This is a genomic window from Adlercreutzia murintestinalis, assembly GCF_943192905.1.
In the GTDB taxonomy this organism is placed as follows: domain Bacteria; phylum Actinomycetota; class Coriobacteriia; order Coriobacteriales; family Eggerthellaceae; genus Adlercreutzia_A; species Adlercreutzia_A murintestinalis.
In genome coordinates, this window is sequence record NZ_CALPCC010000015.1 from 38605 (window position 1) to 57909 (window position 19305).

Consider the following 19305-nt stretch of genomic DNA (forward strand, 5'->3'; position numbering starts at 1 on the left):
GAATGCGCTAGACCTGGAACAGGACGGCACCCGAGGTGAGACCGCCGCCGAAAGCGACCAAGACCACGTTGTCTCCCTCTTTCACACGCCCGGTGCAATACGCATCGGCGAGCGCCATGGGAACGCTGGCTGATGAGGTGTTGCCGGTATTGGCGATGGAGAGTTGGAACGCATCAAGATCAAGCCCGAGCTTCTTCGCCGCAAACTTGATGATGCGCTCATTGGCCTGGTGGGGGATGACGCAATCAATGTCGTCGAGCGTGAGTCCGCTACGCTCGAGCACCTCCTCTACCGCATGGGTCATGGCATTGCTGGCAAATTTGAAGATGGAACGGCCATCCATGCGAATGACTTGGCGCATGCCGCCCGCGGCAACCGCTTCATCAATGCCGAGCAACGCATCAACGCCGGAGAGCGAGGCGTCCTCGCAAGCCGCGGGGTCAACGCCGACAGGGGAGAACGGCTGCGGTGCCTCGATGAAGTTCGCGCAGGTCAATGCGTTCTTCTCGTCGTCGTCGTTTCTCAGGTAGGACGCCCGGATGCCTGGTTTCTCATCGCTCCATTCCACGACTGCTGCGCCTGCCCCATCGCCGAAGAGCACGCAGGTATTGCGGTCGTTCCAATCGGTCACGCGCGAGAGGCGGTCGCATCCGATGACGAGCGCGCGTCGGCAGCGCGTGCGGCTGGATGCTCCTGGTGCGCTCTGGGATGCGGCGAGCATCGACTCGGCAACGGTAAGACCGTAGATGAATCCTGTGCAAGCAGCGTTGATATCCATGGCGACCGCGCGATCAAGGCCGAGCATGCGCTTTACCAGGGCCGCGCATGAGGGAACGACCACGTCGGGTGTTACCGTAGCGAACAAGACCAGATCGATGCTGCTTGGGTCGATGGGCTGTGCGCTCCATCCTTGCGCTGCGGGCTTGAGCGTGTCTCTCTGATCAAGGCCGAGAGCGGCTGCTGCTGCGGCGGCGGCTAGTGTCAGGCCGGATTCTGCGACCGCGATATGGCGCGTGAAGATGCCTGTTCTGGACGAGATCCATTCGTCGTTGGTATCGACCAGCGCTTGCAGATCGTCGTTGGCTACCTCGCGATCCGGGAGCGCCTTGCCGCACCCGATAATGACTGCTCCCACGTCTAACCTCGTTCCCCTGGCTGCTCATGGCTGTGTTTTGAACGATCTTATGGTATCAGAAACGCGCTGCTACGCATGCCGTGCGCAGCGGTTCGCATGGTCACGTGCGATCTCGCACGGATGATGGGTGCGGTTTACATGTACCAATAATAGTACATGTATGCAGACGAGATCAGTGATAATGGTGGCATGGACGAGCGTATAAGGAGGTTCACCAGTGAATGCGATCAAATGCATGTTGCCGCTTACGGTTATTCCGGAACATCGAGCAGCGTCAGTCAGTGCAGTGGCGCGCGCCGTTAGCTCAGCGTTCGGTTCTCCCAGTTTCATCCGTGCGAACGGCATGCCGGAGAGCGGCTGCATCTCGCGCGTTGCCGCACGGCTTCGCCGCCGCCGTGCCACGACGATGCCGGTATATCAAGTGGACAGGCGCGGTTTCTTCGGCAATGAGCGGCTGCCTCGCATTTGGGTATCTGAACCCAACTGTGGCGCCGATGGCGCATGCGCGCAGGGGAGGCGTCTGTCGGGAAGCTATCCCTGTGGTCCGGATATGCGGGGACACCGCGCGCTCCAGATGGCTGAGCACCTGTTCGCGGAAGGATCGGCAGCGTCTGATACGGCGGTGTCGATCGCTTGCTTTCAGGCCGCCGAGATCCTGTATCTGCATGCATCCGAGCGCGGCAGTGTCGAGGCATTGTGTCGTCTTGGCGCACTGTATTGCGCTGATTTGTGCCAAGGCGCGTATTGGCGCGATTCTGTGAGCGCTCATGCGAAGCATGCGCGGGAGGATGTGCTTCGCAAGGCAGTGCGCGCTCTGTCGCGAGCAGCGGCGCGCGGAGATGCGGAAGCGAAATGGCGATTGGGAGACATGCGCGCGCAGGGCGCGGGGTGCGAGATGGAGCAAGCGCTCGCATGGAATCTGTATCGGGGGGCATTCTGTCGGGCGGCGGGATGCACGACCGATGATCTTGATGCCGCTGGCGATACCGAACGGATACTTGCGCTGGTGAGCGGGGATGGCGCGCGCCTTGCGGATTGCGGGTGCGCTGCGGTGCGCATGGCTGCATGCCTGGAGCACGGACGCGGTTGCGAACGCGATCGTGCGCGTGCGAGCGCATGGTACGCCGCCGCGGTGCGTCTGCTCGATTCTTGCGTCAATGCCGGGTCGTGGCTCTATCTTGAAGAGCTGACCTCGGCCGAGTCCGGTGCTGCTCGCGATACAATGAACCATGATGGAGCGGTGCCTTTTCGTGTCTGATGCTGGGTTTTCATGCTATCGAGCGACTCTGGGGCATCTGCGCGGCACGGCTTGGCATCTTGAGAATCCATTCCTTTCAGCGTTCCGGTCGCGGCCGACAGAGGTGGCGGATGGAATGCGGTGCGACAAGTGTTTAGAATGAACCCGATCGTGTTGGTGTTGTTGTGCGAGCATCGAGGACAAGGGGGATCGCAGAGCGTGGAAATGAGAACCATCATATTCGCGAGCCGCGAGCAGGCTGATGCTGCCGTCTTGCGGATGGCTGAAGATGGTGGCGCGCTCGGTATCGACGTTCAGACACCATCCTCGTTCATCGCGGCGCAGTGGGAGCTTTGGGGCGATGGTCGGCGACTGGTGGCACCAGTGCAGCGCGCGGCTCTGATAGCCGATCTGGTAACCGCAGAAGGCGGCTTGGTCGATACGCCTGGCACCGCAGCAGCCATCGCGGCGTTCGTCGAGCGTGCGTGCGGGACAGAGGGCCTTCGTCGTGCGCTTCGGTCGCGTTCGTCCGCGGATGAGTCGGATGATCCAGAGCAGCGCGTCTTAGATGTCGTCGCGCGCTACTGCGAAGCCTTGCGCGAGCGCGGTTTTGTGGAGCCAGGAGAGGCTGCGGAGATGCTGGCCGCGCGCGCGCTTCCCCTGCGCGTCTCGTTCGAGGGGCCTCTCTTCGTGTCGCCCGCGATCGAGCGGCTCTTCAGGCAGCTAGCGCAGGAGTCCCCTGTCAGCGACGCGGTCGATGTGGTTGCGCCTGCGCATCTCCGTTACGCGTTCGCACAGCCCGCAGGACCAGCGGCAGGCCCGCATGCGCTCCTGACGGTCGTGGATCGTCTTTGCGCTGAGGGCTGTCAGAGCATAACGGTGTGTGCGCACGATCCGCATGATGCGTTCGCGGCCCTGTGCGAACCTCTGCGCGAGCGTGATTATGCCTGCGCTCTGACAGCCTCGGTGCCCTTTGGACGAACCTGGCTCGGTCGTGCTCTCGCTGATATCCACGCCCTCATTGCAGATGATGCGCGCGCACGAGAAGCGGCGGTCGATCTGGCCTTCAATCCTTGGCTCGACATTCCTGGTTGGCAGGCTGAGCGATTGGATGCCAGCATCCGCGGGGATCGTGCAATGGATTCCGCCGCCATGCTCGCATCGCTGCGCGCTCTTTCAGATACGGTCGGCGCGCTCGAGGGCCTGATCGTAGCAGGGGATGACCCCTTTGCCGATGCGGCATCGCTCTCCCAAAAGCTGGAAGAGGGCCTTCTTCCGAGTACGATCGCAGCTCTTGAGAGCGAAGCGCTGTCGGTGCTTTGTGCTACGGCGGAGGCGCTGAGAGATATCGGTGCGCTGCACCGTAACTGGCTGACCGGTCTCGCTGATGTCCCGGTTGCGCAGACGGTGGCAGCTCGTTGCGCTGCGCCTCGCTGCGAGATCGTTTTCCGTAGCATGGCCGACCTGCGCCGCCTTGCACGATCGTCATGTGACGCGGTCATCATCGACGATGTTTCAGACGCTGCGCTCTGCGCAAGAAGTTCCGTTGATTGCTTGGGCGCTCTGACGCAGCTTCTCGGCATTCAGACACCTGATCGCGCGCTCGGCGAGGTGCGCGCCGCTCTCAATACCGCTCTTGCCGCAGCGCGACGATGCTTTGCTTGCTTGTTGCCCGCCACCGATGATGATCGCGAGCGCACCTGGCCCTCCTTCGCGTTTGAAGAGCTGCTGTCGTGCATCGTCGGGCATACGGTTGATGCAGAAAGCGCAGAGGCGGTGATGGCGCAGATCGATCCGGGATTTCGGCGCATAGCTGAAGACGACCTGGTGGCATGCGTCGGTCGTGATTTTCGGCCTGTTGCTACGACGCTTCGCGCACCGGTGGCGATGCGCGGGCGGCTCGTTCAGCTCGATCTGTTGGACTATCTTCGCGGTGCAGGACAGGGAGACGACCGCGTGCCCGTTCTCTCTCCTTCGGCTCTTGAGCGTTATCTGCACTGTCCTTATGCGTGGTTTCTCGAGAATCGCATCGGCGCGCGCGGGCTCGATGAAGGATTCGGTCCCGCGGAGAAGGGAAGCTTCGTTCATGCGGTGATGGCGCGCTGCTACGATATGCTCGGAGAGCTCAGTGCCGAGCATGCCGAAGGCGCTGTCGATGTGCAGACTCATCAGCTGCTCGATACGGCTTTCGATACGGTTCTCGATGAGAGTGCGCATGCTCCCGGCAGACGTCTGAAAGCGCTCACGCCGTCAGAGCACCTTGAGGTGGAGGATCTTCGCCGTCACCTCCACCGTTTCTTGGACCGCTTGAACCGTCTTCCCGACACCTATCGCGTCTTAGGGCATGAGATGCCCATTCGGCCCGAGGACGGATTGGTCGCTGGGGTGCGTCTGAGCGGACGCGTCGACCGGGTTGATGTGGATGATGCTGCCAAGCGCTTCGCGGTCATCGACTACAAAGGAAGCATTGCCGGACATGCGGCGGGCAGTCTGGGGACATCATCTGAGGGCACAGCGGACGAACTGCCTGAGAAGATGCAGACTCTCATCTACGCATTGGCTTTACGCGAACGATTCCCGGGATATCGCCCTGCAGCTGCGCTCTATGCATCATATAAGAGCACGGTCGACGCGGGATCGATGGCGGGTTCGTTCGATATCGCAGCGTATGACGTTTCGCCGTTCGCTGGTACTGCGTGTGAGACGGGGCCCTTCGAGGGCTTTCTCGATACCATTGAGAGCGTCATGGCGCACCGCTTAGAGCCGCTCTTTCAGGGCGATATCGAACCGCGCGCACGCAGTGCGCGGGAGTGCAGCTACTGCCCCTTCACCGCTTGCGAGGTGAGGTTATGACTGCGAACAGATGCACGCCTCAACAGCAGCAGGTCATCGATACGCTCGACCGGGCACTGATGGTCAGTGCGGGCGCCGGATCGGGCAAGACGTTCACTCTCACGCAGCGCATCGCCGCAGCCTTCGATTGTCGCCAGGGCACGGCGCTGCTGGATGATATCGGCCAGGTGCTCGCGATCACCTATACGAAGAAGGCGGCGGCAGAGCTCAAAGGCCGTATCAAGGCGAAGTTGATCGCTGATGGTCTGCGCGACCAAGCGCGTACGATCGATGATGCGTGGGTGTGTACGATCCATGCGATGGCGGGGCGCATGTTGCGCGAGAATGCGCTGAGAATCGGTCTTGACCCTGCTTTCAAGGTGCTCGACGAGACCGAGGCTGATATCCTTTGGAACCAGGCCGTTGAGATGGTGGCTGCCGAGATCTCGGCGAGCGATGATCCGCTCATACGCCGCATCTTGGCTGACGAAAAGCTCACTGCACCCAAACAGGGGCGCTCTCTTCTTGGCGATGCGCAGGCGATTCTCGAGCGCGTGCATGCCATGCCAGAGGGGTTTGCTGGCGTGGAGGTGCCTCCCGTCAGCGCTGATGCGCATGATATCTTGCGCGCGTTCAGTACTATCGCCACTGAACTGACGGAGCTCATCGAAAGCTGGTCTCAGCTCTCGAACAAGGATCGTGCAGTGCTGGATGCGCTCAGCTGCGCGCAAGAGAGTGCGGCAGCGTGGATCGCCGATGAGCCATCCGATCCTGCGGATGCAGCGTTCGATTCGACTGCATTCATGGACGTGATCCATTCCTTTCCCCCTACAACGCCCGCCTACGGTGCGAAGAAGGAGGGAGCTGAACGCATCGCATCCTATCGGAGCGAATATGCGCGGCTCTTCGAGGAAGCGCGTGCGGCGGTGGCGTTGCCCTCCGTTCGTTTCAAGGTATCCGTGGCACAGCACCTCGATGAAACCTACCGTGCACTCAAAGGGCCGAGTCGCCTTGATAACGATGACCTGCTTCGGGAGTGCTACCGTGCTCTCAGCGCTGATGAGACGATGGCGCTGCGCTATCGCACCATGTTCCGTCTCATCATGATCGACGAGTTCCAAGACACTGATCGACTGCAAACAGCCATTATCGAATGCATCGCGCAGGATGGCTTCGCGAACGTATGCACCGTCGGCGATGCTCAGCAGAGCATCTATCGTTTCCGAGGCGCTGATGTGAACGTGTTCGAGGGGTATCGCGCAGCGCTGTTCGCTTCTTCGGATGAGGCAGTGGCGGTGGAGCTGCCCGATAACTTCCGCAGCCATGGAGATATCTTGAAGTTCGTGGACGTGCTGTTTTCGCGCTCGGAGATGTTCGGAGAGGCGTTTTTGCACTTGGAGCCCAAAGGGGCTATCAATGATCTCGCTGATCCTGTTTTCGATGAGCTTCCGCGGGTAGAGCTTGCTTTACTGCACTATCGCAACAGTGGATCGAAGCCGCGCATGAGCATCGATGAGGTGCGTGCTCATGCTGCCGCTCGCATTGCGCATCATTTCTCAGAATTGGCGGCAGCCGGTGTGCCCGCCCGTGATATGGCGCTTCTTTTGGGGTCGATGGCGCATGCGAGCGTCTACGCAGAGGCCCTGCGCGCAGTAGGGTTGCCATCCATGACGGTGGCAGGTTCCACGTTCACCACCTCGGCAGAGGCGTCGCTCGCTGCAACGTTGCTGCAGGTGGCTCGTAATCGCCGTGACGATCAAGCGGTGCTCGCAGCGCTGATCTCGCCGCTGTTCAATATCACCGATGATGCGTTACTCATGTGCGCATCCCGCAGAGAGGATGGCGTCTGCGATCAGCGCTCGGTAGCGGCAGGGCTCTTCGATCCCGACGAGCATCTCTTCGCGTCGCTTCACGACGATGCGCGCACGATGTTCGCTCTTGCGCGGGATGCCTTGTCCGCCTTCGTGCGCCGCGCACGTCGGCAAAGCGCGGCGGAGGCCTTGCGCACCCTTCTGGTCGAAAGCGGGGCGCTCGACCGAGCTGCGCGAGCAGGGCAAGCTGGCCTTGCGTTCGCGGGGAACATGGAAAAGGCATGCCGTTTGATTGCTTCCCTTGAAGAGGAGTGCGGCGGTATCGCGGAGCTGTCCGCGCGCTTCGACGCTCATCTGCGACTCGCTCAGGAGCGCCCTGGTTTGCTGGTCGCTCAAGATGCGGAATTCGTCACCCTCATGACCGTGCACGGGTCGAAGGGTCTTGAGTTCCCTCATGTGGCCATAGCCGAGATGCGAGCGAAGGACCGCCCGCCGGATATCTTCATAGCTGAGAACGTGGGGGAGCATACCTATGTTGCTGGGCTATGCCCGGCGGACTCATCGCGGCGCACCGCGTACAACAACATTCGCGCGTTCGCGCGCCACGATGAGCCCCGCAGCGCCGATGCGTGCGAAACGGTGGGGCAGCGCTATCGCTCTTTGAGCGTCTTCGCAGCTGACCAACAGGCTCAAGAGGCGAAGCGGTTGCTCTATGTAGCGCTGACGCGGGCGGTCAAATCGGTCATGTTGATGGCGTTGGTGCCCGAGGATCCAGCAGCGGGCTATCGGGGTGCACCGATTCTGCGTGAGTTGCACGAGGCGCTCGCGTGGCCATTGGATGCTGTGCGGTCGGTTTCCTCCCTTGAGTTCGGTGGACAATGCCCCGCGCGGGTGAGCCTTGAGTACCTCCCTGATAGTTTGGCGGCATCAGCTGATGAAGATGAGGGGGCACAAGTCACACGTGAGCCCACAGAGCGCTCGTCTCAGGTATTCGAGGTCCCTATCAGAGCGGACGTTTCGCAAACGATGTGTTTTGCGGGAAGTCTCGAGCAGCGCAGAACATGGTCGTACACATCGCTTTCTCCTGAGTTCGGAGAGACGATCGCAGTGCCTGGGGAAGAGGAAGCGGCAGCACAAGAGCAGTTGTGGCAACCACGCGAAGAGCGCGCGACGGACTTGGGGATCGCGTTCCATCGGTTAGCGCAGCAGGCGCTCGTGGTCGCCCGGGCGGAAGGTTCATGTGTGCCGCGCATGCCTTCCGATACGGCGGTGCGCGCACAAGTCTTGGCGTGCAATCTCTCCGATGCGGCAGCAACGCGCCTATCGCATGCCCTCGCGCGCTGGTTCGGCTCGCGGGTGGCCAAAGCGTTCTTCGCGTTCGAGGATAAGGCAGCCGAGGTGCCCTTCGCGGTGAAGGTCTCGAGCGGGGCGGCTTCATTTTTCTTGGTGGGCGAGATAGACGGCTTGGCGGTGGAGGGCGTCTGCGCGCACTTGATCGATTACAAGACGGGTGGCGCAGGGGGGCAGAGCGCAGATGAGCTGTACCGGAAGCATCTGTTCCAAGCGCAGTGCTATGCCTATGCGCTGCTCTGCAACGGGTACGAGCGCATCCAGGCAACGTTCGTGCGCGTAGAGCAGGCTGACCCGCTCGCGCCAGAAGAGCCCCAGACGGTGGAATACGCCTTTACCACGTCTGATCTCGATGCGCTTCGCATGCGCATCTGCGCGGCGCATCGGAGCGTGACGGGCCATGAGTGAGCGGTCAGAGGCGTCCGCACGGGCCTCTCAAGAGACCCAGGAGCAGAAGCTTGCGCGCATCAAGCGTGAACTGAACGATGTGCCCACCCTGCCCGGGGTCTATCTTTGGAAGGCGGCAGATGGCGAAGTGCTCTATGTGGGCAAGGCCAAGCAGTTGCGCGCCCGCATGCGCCAATACGTCAACTTCCAGGACGATCGTGCCAAAATACCGCTGCTCGTCGAGCGGATCAGCTCCTTCGAATACATCGTGGTTGCCAACGAGCATGAATCGCTGGTGTTGGAGAAGAACCTCATCAACCAACACGCGCCGTTCTACAACGCAGATTTCAAAGACGATAAGAGCTATCCGTTCATCGCGCTCACCAAAGGCGACGTGTTCCCGGCCATCAAGTATACGCGTGAGAAGCATCGAAGCGACACCCGCTACTTTGGGCCCTATACCGACAGTCGTGCCGCACGGCGTCTGATCGATATCGCGCGCCGTGTGGTGCCGCTGTGCTCGGCGAGTTGCGCGGAGTGGCGCGCGCTCAAGCGGCGCCTCGAGAAGGTCACGGATGCTTCGCGCGAGACGGATGAGGCGCGCGTTGATCGGGTGTGCCAAGCCGCTCTCGACGCATCCGATGAGATGCGCCCGTGCTTCGACGCTCATGTCGGCCTGGGGCCAGGGGCGTGCTGCGGGTGGATAGACCCCAAGACCTATCATGAGAACGTGCGCGCTATCGAGCGCTTCTTGTCCGGACAGCGCAGCGAATTCATCGAGCAACTGCGCGACGAGATGGCCCATGCTGCCGCTGAACTCGATTTCGAGCGTGCCGCGCGCACGAAAGAGCGCATTGAGATCATCGAATCGCTCACGGACAAGCAGCATGCCGTTTCCACTCACGATCTGAACGCTGATATCGTCGGTTTTTTCCGCGAAGAGACCGTGGCTGGCGCACAAGTGCTAATCGTGCGAGAAGGACGCATCATCAATTCAAACGAATTCGTGTTGAATCGCGGGCGCGATGTTCCCGACCTCGATCTTCAGCACAATTTCTTGCTGCGCTACTACGACACGACCGCGTCCATCCCGCATGATCTGATCGTGCGAGAGATGCCCGAGGATGCGAGTGCGATGGAGGCATGGCTAACGGACAAGCTTGCATCGGCGCACGGTGCGAAGGTGCGCATCTCATCGCCTCAGCGCGGTGAAAAGCTCGCGTTGATCGAAATGGCCGAGCTCAATGCCAAGCACGCGCTCCAGCGCTACAAGGTGCGCACGAACTATGACGACAAGCGCATCAATACCGCGCTGCTTCAACTGGAGAGCGCGCTCGCCCTTGAAGCGCCGCCCATGCGCATCGAATGCTTCGATATCTCCACCATCCATGGTTCTTATACGGTGGCTTCCATGGTGGTGTTTACCGGAGGCAAACCGGACAAGAATCAATACCGCCGCTTCAAGATCAAAACGCCCCTCGATGAAGCGAATGACTTCTTGAGCATGCAAGAGGTCATGAGCCGCCGGTATGCGCCGGAGCGCATGGCTGACGAGCGATTCGGTTCGAAGCCCGACCTGGTCATCCTCGATGGGGGCAAGCCTCAACTCACGGCAGCGCTGGCCATGTTCGATGAGCTGGGTATCGACGATATCCCTCTGGTCGGCTTGGCGAAGCGCGACGAAGAGCTGTTCGTGCCGTGGCAGGAGAGCGGTCCGGTGGTGCTGCCAAGCGGGTCGGCCAGCTTGTATCTCGTGAAGCAGGTGCGCGACGAGGCGCATCGTTTTGCGATCACCTTCCATCGCGAGCTGCGCGGCAAGGGCATGACAGCATCGGTGCTCGATGAGGTGGCGGGGCTCGGGCCGGTGCGCAAAAAGGCGCTCATGAAGCATTTCAGGTCGTTCCGCAATCTGCGGGCTGCCACGCTCGAGCAGATCAAGGACGCGCATGTGATCCCCGATGAGGTGGCAGAAGAGCTGCATTTGGTGCTGGCGCAGTATAATGACCGCCAGAACATCGGAGAGGAAGGAAGCGAAGATGACTGAGCTCGAACCGATCGATGTTGAGGCGATGCCCGATCTGGTCGTGGTGACGGGCATGAGCGGTGCCGGACGCACCGAGGCGATGCACGTTTTCGAGGACCTGGGCTTTTTCTGCGTTGATAATTTGCCCGCTGACCTGATCGGCGATCTGGTGAAGATGAACGGCGGGCTGCGCTCAGATGGACCGCATCGTCGTTTGGCAGTGGTGTGCGATGCGCGCAATGGAGATTATTTCGGCTCGCTCACCGATCAGCTCGCGAAGCTGCGTGCGCAAGGGATCGGCTTTCAGGTGATCTTCTTGGACGCCGATGACGAGAAGCTCGTCGCGCGCTACAAGTCGAGCCGCCGTCGCCACCCGCTTTGCACCGATGGTACCACCATCGTCCAGGGCATCCAACGCGAGCGCACCATGCTGATGGGACTGCGCGATGTGGCTGAGCACGTGATCGATACCACCGATATGCTGCCAAGTCGGCTGCGCGATACCATACGTCAGCTCTTCGCGACCGGAGACGAGCGCCGCGGTTTGGCGGTTACGGTGTATTCCTTCGGGTTTAAGCACGGCGCACCGCTCGATGCCGATGTGGTCATGGATGTGCGCTTCTTGCCCAATCCCTATTACGACCCGGAGCTGCGCGAACTGACAGGATTGGATGCGCCGGTGCGCGATTACGTCATGCTGCGCGATGAGACGATCGAATTCAAGAAGCGCTGGCACAGCCTGCTCGACGTGCTCATGCCCGGATACGTGGCCGAAGGGAAGCAACAGCTGGCTATCGGCGTGGGATGCACGGGAGGCCAGCACCGCAGCGTGGCGCTGGCCGAATCGACGGGGGACTACTTGAAGTCGAAAGGGTACCGCGTGTCGGTGGCGCATCGCGATCTTGCCCTGGCTGAGCGCGGCAAACCGGTTGATTACTCCACTGAGACCCCGGATGTGCATGCAAGCGGGGATGGACTAGCGTGAAACAGCCGTTCAACATAGACCCGTCGGCCACTGCAGCGTTCAGCGCTCTTGCGGAGTGCGATGCCTCGGAGGTGCCCCCGATCCTTCAAGGGCCCTTCAAGGCGGTGGTCATCGGGGGAGGAACAGGCGCACCGGTATCCATTCGCACGCTCCTTTCGCTGGGTATCGACACATCAGCGGTCGTGGCCATGGCCGATGACGGCGGCTCGACTGGCATTTTGCGCGAGAAGGCCGATGTCACCCCTCCTGGCGATATTCGCAAGTGTCTGACCGCGTTCGCGGGGGATCCGAGCGATCCGCTCGTGCGCGCGTTTAAATACCGCCTGCGCATCGCCGATGACCATGCGCTCGGTAATCTTATGCTCGCTGCCTTGGAGGACGCATGCGGCTCGTTTCCAGAAGCCATCGCTTTGTGCGAGCGCTTGCTGGATGCGCAGGGTCATGTGTATCCGTCGACGCTCGCGCACGTGACGCTCTCGGCGCTCACCCGCGATGGGAGACGCCTGAACGGTCAGGCGGCTGCTTGCCATTCAAAGACCGCGCTCGAACAGGTCAGTCTCGTGGGACCAGATACCGAGATACCCCCGTTCGAGCCCGCTTTGCGCGCTATCGAAGAGGCGGACTTGATCGTTCTCGGGCCTGGGTCGCTGTTCACCTCCATCATCCCGAATCTGCTCGTGCCGGGCGTCACCGATGCGATCCGTCGTTCGCGCGGCAGCTCGGTATTCGTATGCTCGCTTGCAGACGTGCAGGGGGAGACCTGGGGTCTCACGGCGCTCGAACATGTGCGCTCGCTCATGGAGCACGGCATGGAGGGGTTGCTCGACTACGTGCTGCTCCACACGACCCGCCCGCTCGAGCCACCTAAAGCGGCTTCAGGCACGTTTGCGGCGGCGGCGGGGGTCGCCTATCAGGCTGAGGAAGACCTCGTCGGTGCGAATTTTCCCGACGAGGTGCGTCCGGTGCGCGCGACCTTCCAGGATGTGCAAGATATCCAGGCGCTCGGCCCGCTGGTGGTGGCGCGTAATCTGGCCGATGCTGCGCATCCTACGTGGCACGCGCCAGCTGCTCTGCGTGATGCGCTGCTTCAGGTGATCCGCCTGATATCTATCAGGAAGGAACTCTAGGCGATGTCGTTTACCGCTCAGGTGCGCGATGAGCTCGCGCGCATTCCTGCGGAGTGCTCGCATTGTGACAAAGCCGTTCTTGCGGCCCTCGTGCGCATCGAAGGCACTTTGTTCGTGAGCGGGCCGGGGCGCTACCGCGTGGAGATCGCAACGGATGCTCCCTCGGTCGCGCGCTTGATGATCCGCCTGCTCCATCAGCTCTATCACCTTAAGACCGAGCTGACGGTGCGACGTTCGGTCTTGCATCGTACGCCGAATTATCTCATCGAGATGCCCAACCAGCCCCAGCTTGCCGAGGCGCTGCGCGATATGGGCGTCATCACCGCCGAAGGTGGCTTGCAGATGGGCATCCAGCCGCGTCTTGTCGCCAAGGAATGCTGCGCGGCCGCCTATCTGCGCGGGGCTTTTTTGGGGTCAGGGTTCATATCGAATCCCAAAAGCGACTTCCATTTCGAGATCATCGTGGAAAGCGAAGAGCTTGCGGATGGCTTGGTGGCCATCATGGCCGATAAGGGCATTAATGCGCGCATCATGCAACGGCGCAATTCTTTCATGGTGTACCTCAAAAGCGGAAGCGCCATTCTGGAGTTTCTCGCGTTCACCGGTGCGCATCGCGCTGCGCTCGATCTGGAAGAGGAACGAGTGGTCAAATCGGTGCGCAATGATGTGAACCGCCAGATCAATGCCGAGCTCGCCAACCAGCAAAAGGCGTCAAGTGCGGCGGTCGGCCAGTTGATGAGCATCTCGAAGGTGGTGGAGCACTACGGTTTGGAGACGCTTCCGCCCGCCTTGAAGGAGTTCATCCGCTTGCGCGTGCGCTATCCGGATGCCTCGCTGAAAGAGCTGGGGGACCGCGCGGTGCCGCCGCTCTCGAAATCGGCCATCAACCACCGCATGCGACGGATCGAGCAGATGGCGCGCGAGCTCGGTTGAGAGGACTCTTAAGGCTTGTCTAACCGTTTGGCAATAAACGCGCTGGCACCGGAAGGCCAGTGGTAATATCTTGCTCATAGTGGATCGCGGTTTGGCCGCATCGGATGTGAAGGAGAACAAGCATGGCAACGAAAGTCGGCATCAACGGTTTCGGCCGCATCGGGCGTCTCGTATTTCGCGCAATGGCGAACGATCCCGATCTGGAGGTCGTAGCGGTGAACGATCTGGGCGATGTGCCCACGATGGCGCATCTGCTGAAGTACGATTCCGTGCATGGCCGCTTCTTTGATGAGGTGGACGTGGTGGAGGATGGCTTCATCGCTGATGGCCACCGGGTGCGCGTGCTCTCCGAACGCGATCCGAAGGATCTGCCGTGGGGCGAGCTGGGAGTGGATATCGTGGTCGAGTCTACGGGCTTGTTCACCGATGGCGAGAAGGCGAAGGCTCATTTGGAGGCAGGCGCCAAGAAGGTCATCATCTCGGCTCCTGGCAAGAACGTTGATGCTACCATCGTGATGGGCGTCAACGATGATACGTACAACAAGGAGACCGACAATATCGTCTCCAACGCTTCCTGCACGACGAATTGCCTGGCTCCGTTCGCAAAGGTGCTTCTGGATACCTTTGGTATCAAGCGCGGCTTCATGAACACCATCCATGCCTACACCAACGATCAGAAGATCCTGGATCTGCCGCATAAGGACCTGCGTCGTGCTCGCGCCGCTGCCATGTCCATGATCCCCACCACCACGGGTGCCGCGCGAGCGGTCGCTCTGGTGCTGCCAGAGCTGAAGGGCAAGCTTGATGGCTTCGCCACGCGTGTCCCCACGCCTGATGGATCCATGGTTGACCTGACGGTAGAGCTCGAGCGCGAAGCCACGGTCGAAGCGATCAACGCTGCTATGAAGGCAGCTGCGGAAGGGCCCATGAAGGGCATCCTCCAATACACCGACGATCCGCTGGTCTCCATCGACATCGTCGGCAACCCCGCTTCTTCTGTCTTCGATTCCGGTCTGACCATGGTGCTCGGCGGCGAAGGCAACTTCGTCAAGTGCATCAGCTGGTACGACAACGAGTGGGGCTATTCGAATCGCGTAAAGGATCTGGCTAAGATCATGCTCTAGTCACGTTTCGCCCCGCCTTTCCGGCGGGGCGAACTGCTTGCGCTACGGTCATCTCTGGTACGTCAGCTTGAAGCTCCAAGCGGCTCGCTCGTCGGCCGAAGCCACGTCTTGTCGGCTTTTGCGCCGATCTGGCATGCCAGAAACGTTCCGCTCCTTTTCGATCAGCATCGTTTTCCATTTCTTTCTGGAAGGATTCTCATGGCATCGATCCGAAGCATTGACGAGCTCGATTCCCGCGGTAAGCGCGTGCTCGTGCGCGTCGATTTCAACGTGCCCCTCAAAGATGGCGAAGTGACCGACGACACGCGCATCCGTGCAGCGCTTCCCACCATCTCTCATTTAGTGGATGATGGCGCGAAGGTCATCCTCATGAGCCATCTGGGACGCCCGGCAGGCGAGGGTTTTGAAGAGGCGTTCTCTCTACGACCTGCCGCGATGCGCTTGTCCGATCTGCTCGGACAGCCTGTGGCATTCGCAGAGGATACGGTAGGTCCTGATGCTCAGGAGAAGGCGGCAGCGCTTGCCGACGGCGAGGTCTTGGTGCTCGAGAACCTGCGCTTCGATAAGCGCGAGAAGAAAAACGACGAAGCATTCAGCCGCGAGCTGGCAGCGCTCGCCGATGCGTACGTCAACGACGCCTTCGGAACGGCGCACCGCGCCCATGCCTCAACGGCGGGGGTAGCATCGCTCCTTCCTGCCTATGCTGGTTACCTCATGCAGGATGAGGTGAACACGATCACCGGCATGCTCGACGATCCGAAGCGGCCGTTCGTGGCCATCTTGGGCGGTTCAAAGGTGTCGGATAAGATCAAGGTGATCGACGCGCTTCTCGATAAGGCCGATACGCTCATCATCGGGGGCGCCATGTGCTTCACGTTTCTGCTGGCGCAGGGCAAACGCGTTGGCGCGTCTCTGAAAGAGGACGAGTGGGTAGACCGTGCGCGTCAGATGATGGACAAAGCGGAGGCGAACGGCGTTTCGCTGTTGTTGCCCGTTGATGTGGTGGTGGCGCCCTCCATGGCCGAGGATGTGCCGGTAGAGGTGGTATCGGTCGATGCTATCCCAAGCGATATGATGGGGCTTGATATCGGGCCTAAGACCGCGGCGAACTACGCTCGCGCCATCGCAGATGCTGCGAGCGTATTCTGGAACGGCCCTATGGGCGTGTTCGAGATGGAACCGTTCGCGAAGGGCACCGAAACCGTTGCGCATGCGGTGGCTGACAATGCGGTGGCAGACACCATCATCGGCGGCGGCGATTCGGTGGCGGCGGTGAACATGTTCGATCTGGCGGACAAGATGACCTTCATCTCTACGGGCGGTGGAGCGTCGATGGAGCTGGTACAAGGCGAGCGGCTTCCCGGTGTGGAAGCGCTGAAATAACGAGGTGATTCAGATGGCACGCAAACCGTTGATCGCGGGCAATTGGAAGATGAACAACACCGTGAGCGAGGCGGTGGTGCTCGCACAGGAGATCTCGAACGGTTTCGAGCGCGACTGGCTCGATCACGTGGATGTGGCGGTTTGCCCGCCCTACGTCGACCTGAAGCCCGTTCGCACCGTTTTCGAGTTCGATAAACTCAGGATAGCCGTTGGTGCGCAGAATGTCTTTTGGGAGCCCAGTGGTGCCTATACGGGCGAGATATCCATCCCCATGCTGCGCGAGATTGGGTGCGGCTATTGCATCGTGGGGCACTCTGAGCGTCGGGAGCTCTTCGGTGAGACGAACGAGGATATCAATCGCAAAGTGCGGGCCTTGGTGGCTGAGCAACTGAATCCGGTACGTCCGATCGTGTGCGTAGGCGAGTCGCTGGCGGTGCGCGATGAGGGATCGTATCTTGCATACGTCGATGCGCAGGTGCGCGCAGCGTTCGCAGGCGTTGATGTCAGCGAGGTGGCAGAAGCTGTCATCGCCTACGAGCCCATTTGGGCCATCGGTACGGGCCGCACGGCGACCCCCGAGCAAGCTCAGGAGGTCTGCGCTGCCATCCGGGCGACGGTGACCGAGCTCTTCGGTGCCGAGCGCGCCGTGAGCATGCGCGTGCTCTATGGTGGCTCCATGAATGAAGGCAATGCGTCGCTTCTGCTCGCGCAGCCCGATATCGATGGAGGTCTGATCGGCGGCGCGTCATTGCAGGCGAAGTCGTTCTTGTCCATCGTGAGAGAGGCGCTTTAGATGGAAGGCGCAGCGTCACGTGCAGCGGGGCTGCGGCTGCCTGCATGCCTCATCATCATGGATGGGTTCGGACTGGCAGACGCTGACGAGGACAATGCCATCGCGCACGCGCAGACGCCCGTGCTCGATCGTCTGTTCGCCGAGCGCCCATGGGTGCGCCTTGAGGCATCCGGCGCTGCGGTGGGCTTGCCGGATGGGCAGATGGGCAATTCCGAGGTAGGGCATCTCAACATCGGTGCGGGCCGGGTGGTCGATCAGGAGCTGACGCGCATCAACCGCGCCTGCCAAGACGGCACGCTCGCCGAGAATCCGGTCATTCAGCATGCGTTCGAGACGGTGCGATCGAATGGCGGCGTTCTGCATCTGATGGGGCTCTTGAGCGATGGCGGGGTCCATTCTTCCAATGAGCACTTGTATGCCTTGATGCGCGCGGCGGTCGCTTCAGGGGTGCAACGCACGCACATCCATTGCTTCCTCGATGGGCGCGACGTGCCGCCTGAGAGCGGCCTGGGATATGTGCGTCGGCTCCAAAGCGTCATCGATGGCATGCTGCTCGAAGGGCCTCCGAATCTCGATATTCGCATTGCGAGCATCCAGGGGCGCTATTACGCCATGGATCGCGACCATCGATGGGAGCGGGTACAGCGTGCCTTCGACACGCTCGTCTGTGGCGCGAATGTGGTGGAGATGAGCCCGGATGCAGCGGTGGAGGCATCGTATGGACAGCGCGTAACCGACGAGTTCATGGTGCCCGTTTCTCAGGATGCGCGCGGGATGCGCGATGGGGACGCGGTCATCTTCTTCAATTTCAGGCCCGATCGCGCGCGCCAGATCACGCGTGCCATCGTCGATGAGGACTTCGATGCGTTCGAGAGAGCGTGCACGCCCGCAGTTGAGTTCGTCTGCCTCACGGAGTACGATCCAGATATACCGGTGCCGGTCGCGTTCGCGAAGAACTTCCCCGATCAGGTGCTTGCCGATGTGCTGTCTCAGGCTGGATTGAGCCAGCTCCATATCGCTGAGACCGAGAAGTACGCGCACGTAACCTTCTTCTTGAACGGCGGACGCGAAGAGCCCAAGCAGGGTGAGAAGCGCATTTTGGTGGACAGTCCGAAAGTTGCTACGTACGACCTGCAACCCCAGATGAGCGAGCCTGAGGTGACCGAGCAGCTGGTGGAGGCCATCGAGGCCGACGCAGCGGATGTCTATATCGTCAATTTCGCGAACTGCGATATGGTCGGCCACACCGGAGTCGTCCCTGCGGCCATCAGCGCCGTCGAGGCGGTCGATGAGGGGGTCGGGCGCGTGCTTTCCGCTATGGCGCGCAAGGGCGGCGTCAGCTTCGTAACGGCTGACCACGGCAACGCTGACAAGATGCGCGCCGCAGACGGAAGCCCTCATACGGCGCACACGACGGCGCCGGTGCCCTTCATCCTGGTTGACGAGACCGGAGCGGGTTATGCCTTGAGCGGTGAAGACGGTAAGCTTGCCGACATTGCGCCTACGCTCTTGTCAGCTATCGGTCTCTCCATACCGCCTGAGATGACCGGGCATAATCTGCTTGCCGTTTAGCAGAGCAATCGCTATAATCCTTGTTTCGCGTACTAACGTGATGATGAAAGAAGCGTGAGGTTTTGACACCACTGGTAATCATATTCTTGATCCTGCTCGTGCTGTCGGGCGTGGGTCTGGTCATCTTCATTTTGATGCACTCTGGTAAGGGCACTGGGATCTCTGAGGCCATTGCCAGTTCCATGTACTCGACGCAAACGGGTACCAGCATCATTGAGAAGAATCTTGACCGCATCACCATCATTTGCGCTATCATCTTCATGGTGTCGCTTCTGGTGCTCATGGTTATCTTCCCCCACGGAACGATCAGCCAGGGGTAGCGTCTATGCGGTCGTCTCGCACGCGGCCGGGAAGATCAGGTGCGAACGATATGTGTCGGAGTGGTGGAACGGCAGACACGCCAGCTTGAGGTGCTGGTGCCCACATTTCGGGTGTGCGGGTTCAAATCCCGCCTCCGACACCAAGGCATGAATGAGCCGCCTTCGGGCGGCTTTTTTGCATCTCGTGCGCGACTCGTTGTCACGTTCGCAAAAAGAGGCTTAGGTCTCAAAAAGTGTGTCTGGGGCAATTATTCACACGATCCTAGAACCAGCCTGTTGCGTTCGATCCGCTC

At 60.8% G+C, this 19305-nt stretch carries 13 protein-coding genes and 1 tRNA gene; 13 read left to right on the forward strand and 1 reads right to left on the reverse strand.

Annotation, left to right across the window (positions count from 1 at the left end; translation table 11 throughout):
- Positions 1–7 precede the first annotated feature (7 nt).
- On the reverse strand, positions 8–1135 hold the full coding sequence (locus tag NFR19_RS06220) for a beta-ketoacyl-ACP synthase III (protein ID WP_251212928.1): 1128 nt from the start codon (positions 1133–1135) through the stop codon (positions 8–10).
- 217 nt (positions 1136–1352) lie between these two features.
- Here NFR19_RS06220 and NFR19_RS06225 point away from each other — a divergent pair, with 217 nt between their 5' ends.
- From NFR19_RS06225 to NFR19_RS06285, 13 genes are all read left to right on the forward strand, one after another.
- Positions 1353–2393, forward strand: a complete 1041-nt coding sequence (locus tag NFR19_RS06225) for an SEL1-like repeat protein (protein WP_251212929.1) — start codon at positions 1353–1355, stop codon at positions 2391–2393.
- A 204-nt stretch (positions 2394–2597) separates the two neighbouring features.
- Positions 2598–5225 carry a PD-(D/E)XK nuclease family protein gene (locus NFR19_RS06230; protein WP_251212930.1) on the forward strand — a complete coding sequence of 876 codons (2628 nt, stop codon included), beginning with the start codon at positions 2598–2600 and terminating at the stop codon, positions 5223–5225.
- Entirely contained in the window at positions 5222–8773 is a 3552-nt protein-coding gene (locus NFR19_RS06235) for a UvrD-helicase domain-containing protein (protein WP_251212931.1), read from the forward strand. Before NFR19_RS06230 ends, NFR19_RS06235 begins: the two co-directional genes overlap by 4 nt.
- Positions 8766–10796 carry an excinuclease ABC subunit UvrC gene (gene uvrC, locus NFR19_RS06240; protein ID WP_251212932.1) on the forward strand — a complete coding sequence of 677 codons (2031 nt, stop codon included), beginning with the start codon at positions 8766–8768 and terminating at the stop codon, positions 10794–10796. The genes NFR19_RS06235 and uvrC overlap by 8 nt, the downstream gene beginning before the upstream one ends.
- Positions 10789–11760: an RNase adapter RapZ gene (gene rapZ, locus NFR19_RS06245; protein WP_251212933.1), complete on the forward strand. Its 972-nt coding sequence runs from the start codon at positions 10789–10791 to the stop codon at positions 11758–11760. The genes uvrC and rapZ overlap by 8 nt, the downstream gene beginning before the upstream one ends.
- Entirely contained in the window at positions 11757–12887 is a 1131-nt protein-coding gene (locus NFR19_RS06250; protein ID WP_251212934.1) for a gluconeogenesis factor YvcK family protein, read from the forward strand. The genes rapZ and NFR19_RS06250 overlap by 4 nt, the downstream gene beginning before the upstream one ends.
- A 3-nt stretch (positions 12888–12890) precedes the next feature.
- Positions 12891–13820 (forward strand): DNA-binding protein WhiA, encoded by a 930-nt coding sequence (whiA, locus tag NFR19_RS06255; RefSeq protein ID WP_251212935.1) that lies wholly within the window; start codon positions 12891–12893, stop codon positions 13818–13820.
- Positions 13821–13942: 122 nt separating this feature from the next.
- Positions 13943–14944 carry a type I glyceraldehyde-3-phosphate dehydrogenase gene (gene gap, locus NFR19_RS06260; protein WP_251212936.1) on the forward strand — a complete coding sequence of 334 codons (1002 nt, stop codon included), beginning with the start codon at positions 13943–13945 and terminating at the stop codon, positions 14942–14944.
- A gap of 198 nt (positions 14945–15142) precedes the next feature.
- Positions 15143–16327: a phosphoglycerate kinase gene (locus NFR19_RS06265; RefSeq protein WP_251212937.1), complete on the forward strand. Its 1185-nt coding sequence runs from the start codon at positions 15143–15145 to the stop codon at positions 16325–16327.
- A gap of 13 nt (positions 16328–16340) precedes the next feature.
- Positions 16341–17120, forward strand: a complete 780-nt coding sequence (gene tpiA / locus NFR19_RS06270) for a triose-phosphate isomerase (protein WP_251212938.1) — start codon at positions 16341–16343, stop codon at positions 17118–17120.
- Positions 17121–18692, forward strand: coding sequence for a 2,3-bisphosphoglycerate-independent phosphoglycerate mutase (gene gpmI, locus NFR19_RS06275; protein ID WP_251212939.1), 1572 nt, complete (start codon positions 17121–17123; stop codon positions 18690–18692).
- A 62-nt stretch (positions 18693–18754) separates the two neighbouring features.
- Complete coding sequence (secG, locus tag NFR19_RS06280) at positions 18755–19012, forward strand: preprotein translocase subunit SecG (protein WP_251212940.1); 258 nt, start codon at positions 18755–18757, stop codon at positions 19010–19012.
- Positions 19013–19066: 54 nt separating this feature from the next.
- Positions 19067–19155: transfer RNA gene (locus NFR19_RS06285), tRNA-Leu, on the forward strand.
- The last annotated feature ends 150 nt before the right edge of the window (positions 19156–19305 follow it).

Bases quoted from the DNA above. Each gene is read 5' to 3' on its own strand.
- NFR19_RS06230 (WP_251212930.1), top strand. From the start codon at position 2,598: ATGAGAACCATCATATTCGCGAGCCGCGAGCAGGCTGATGCTGCCGTC.
- NFR19_RS06235 (WP_251212931.1), top strand. From the start codon at position 5,222: ATGACTGCGAACAGATGCACGCCTCAACAGCAGCAGGTCATCGATACG.
- uvrC (WP_251212932.1), top strand. From the start codon at position 8,766: ATGAGTGAGCGGTCAGAGGCGTCCGCACGGGCCTCTCAAGAGACCCAG.
- rapZ (WP_251212933.1), top strand. From the start codon at position 10,789: ATGACTGAGCTCGAACCGATCGATGTTGAGGCGATGCCCGATCTGGTC.
- whiA (WP_251212935.1), top strand. From the start codon at position 12,891: ATGTCGTTTACCGCTCAGGTGCGCGATGAGCTCGCGCGCATTCCTGCG.
- gap (WP_251212936.1), top strand. From the start codon at position 13,943: ATGGCAACGAAAGTCGGCATCAACGGTTTCGGCCGCATCGGGCGTCTC.
- NFR19_RS06265 (WP_251212937.1), top strand. From the start codon at position 15,143: ATGGCATCGATCCGAAGCATTGACGAGCTCGATTCCCGCGGTAAGCGC.
- tpiA (WP_251212938.1), top strand. From the start codon at position 16,341: ATGGCACGCAAACCGTTGATCGCGGGCAATTGGAAGATGAACAACACC.
- gpmI (WP_251212939.1), top strand. From the start codon at position 17,121: ATGGAAGGCGCAGCGTCACGTGCAGCGGGGCTGCGGCTGCCTGCATGC.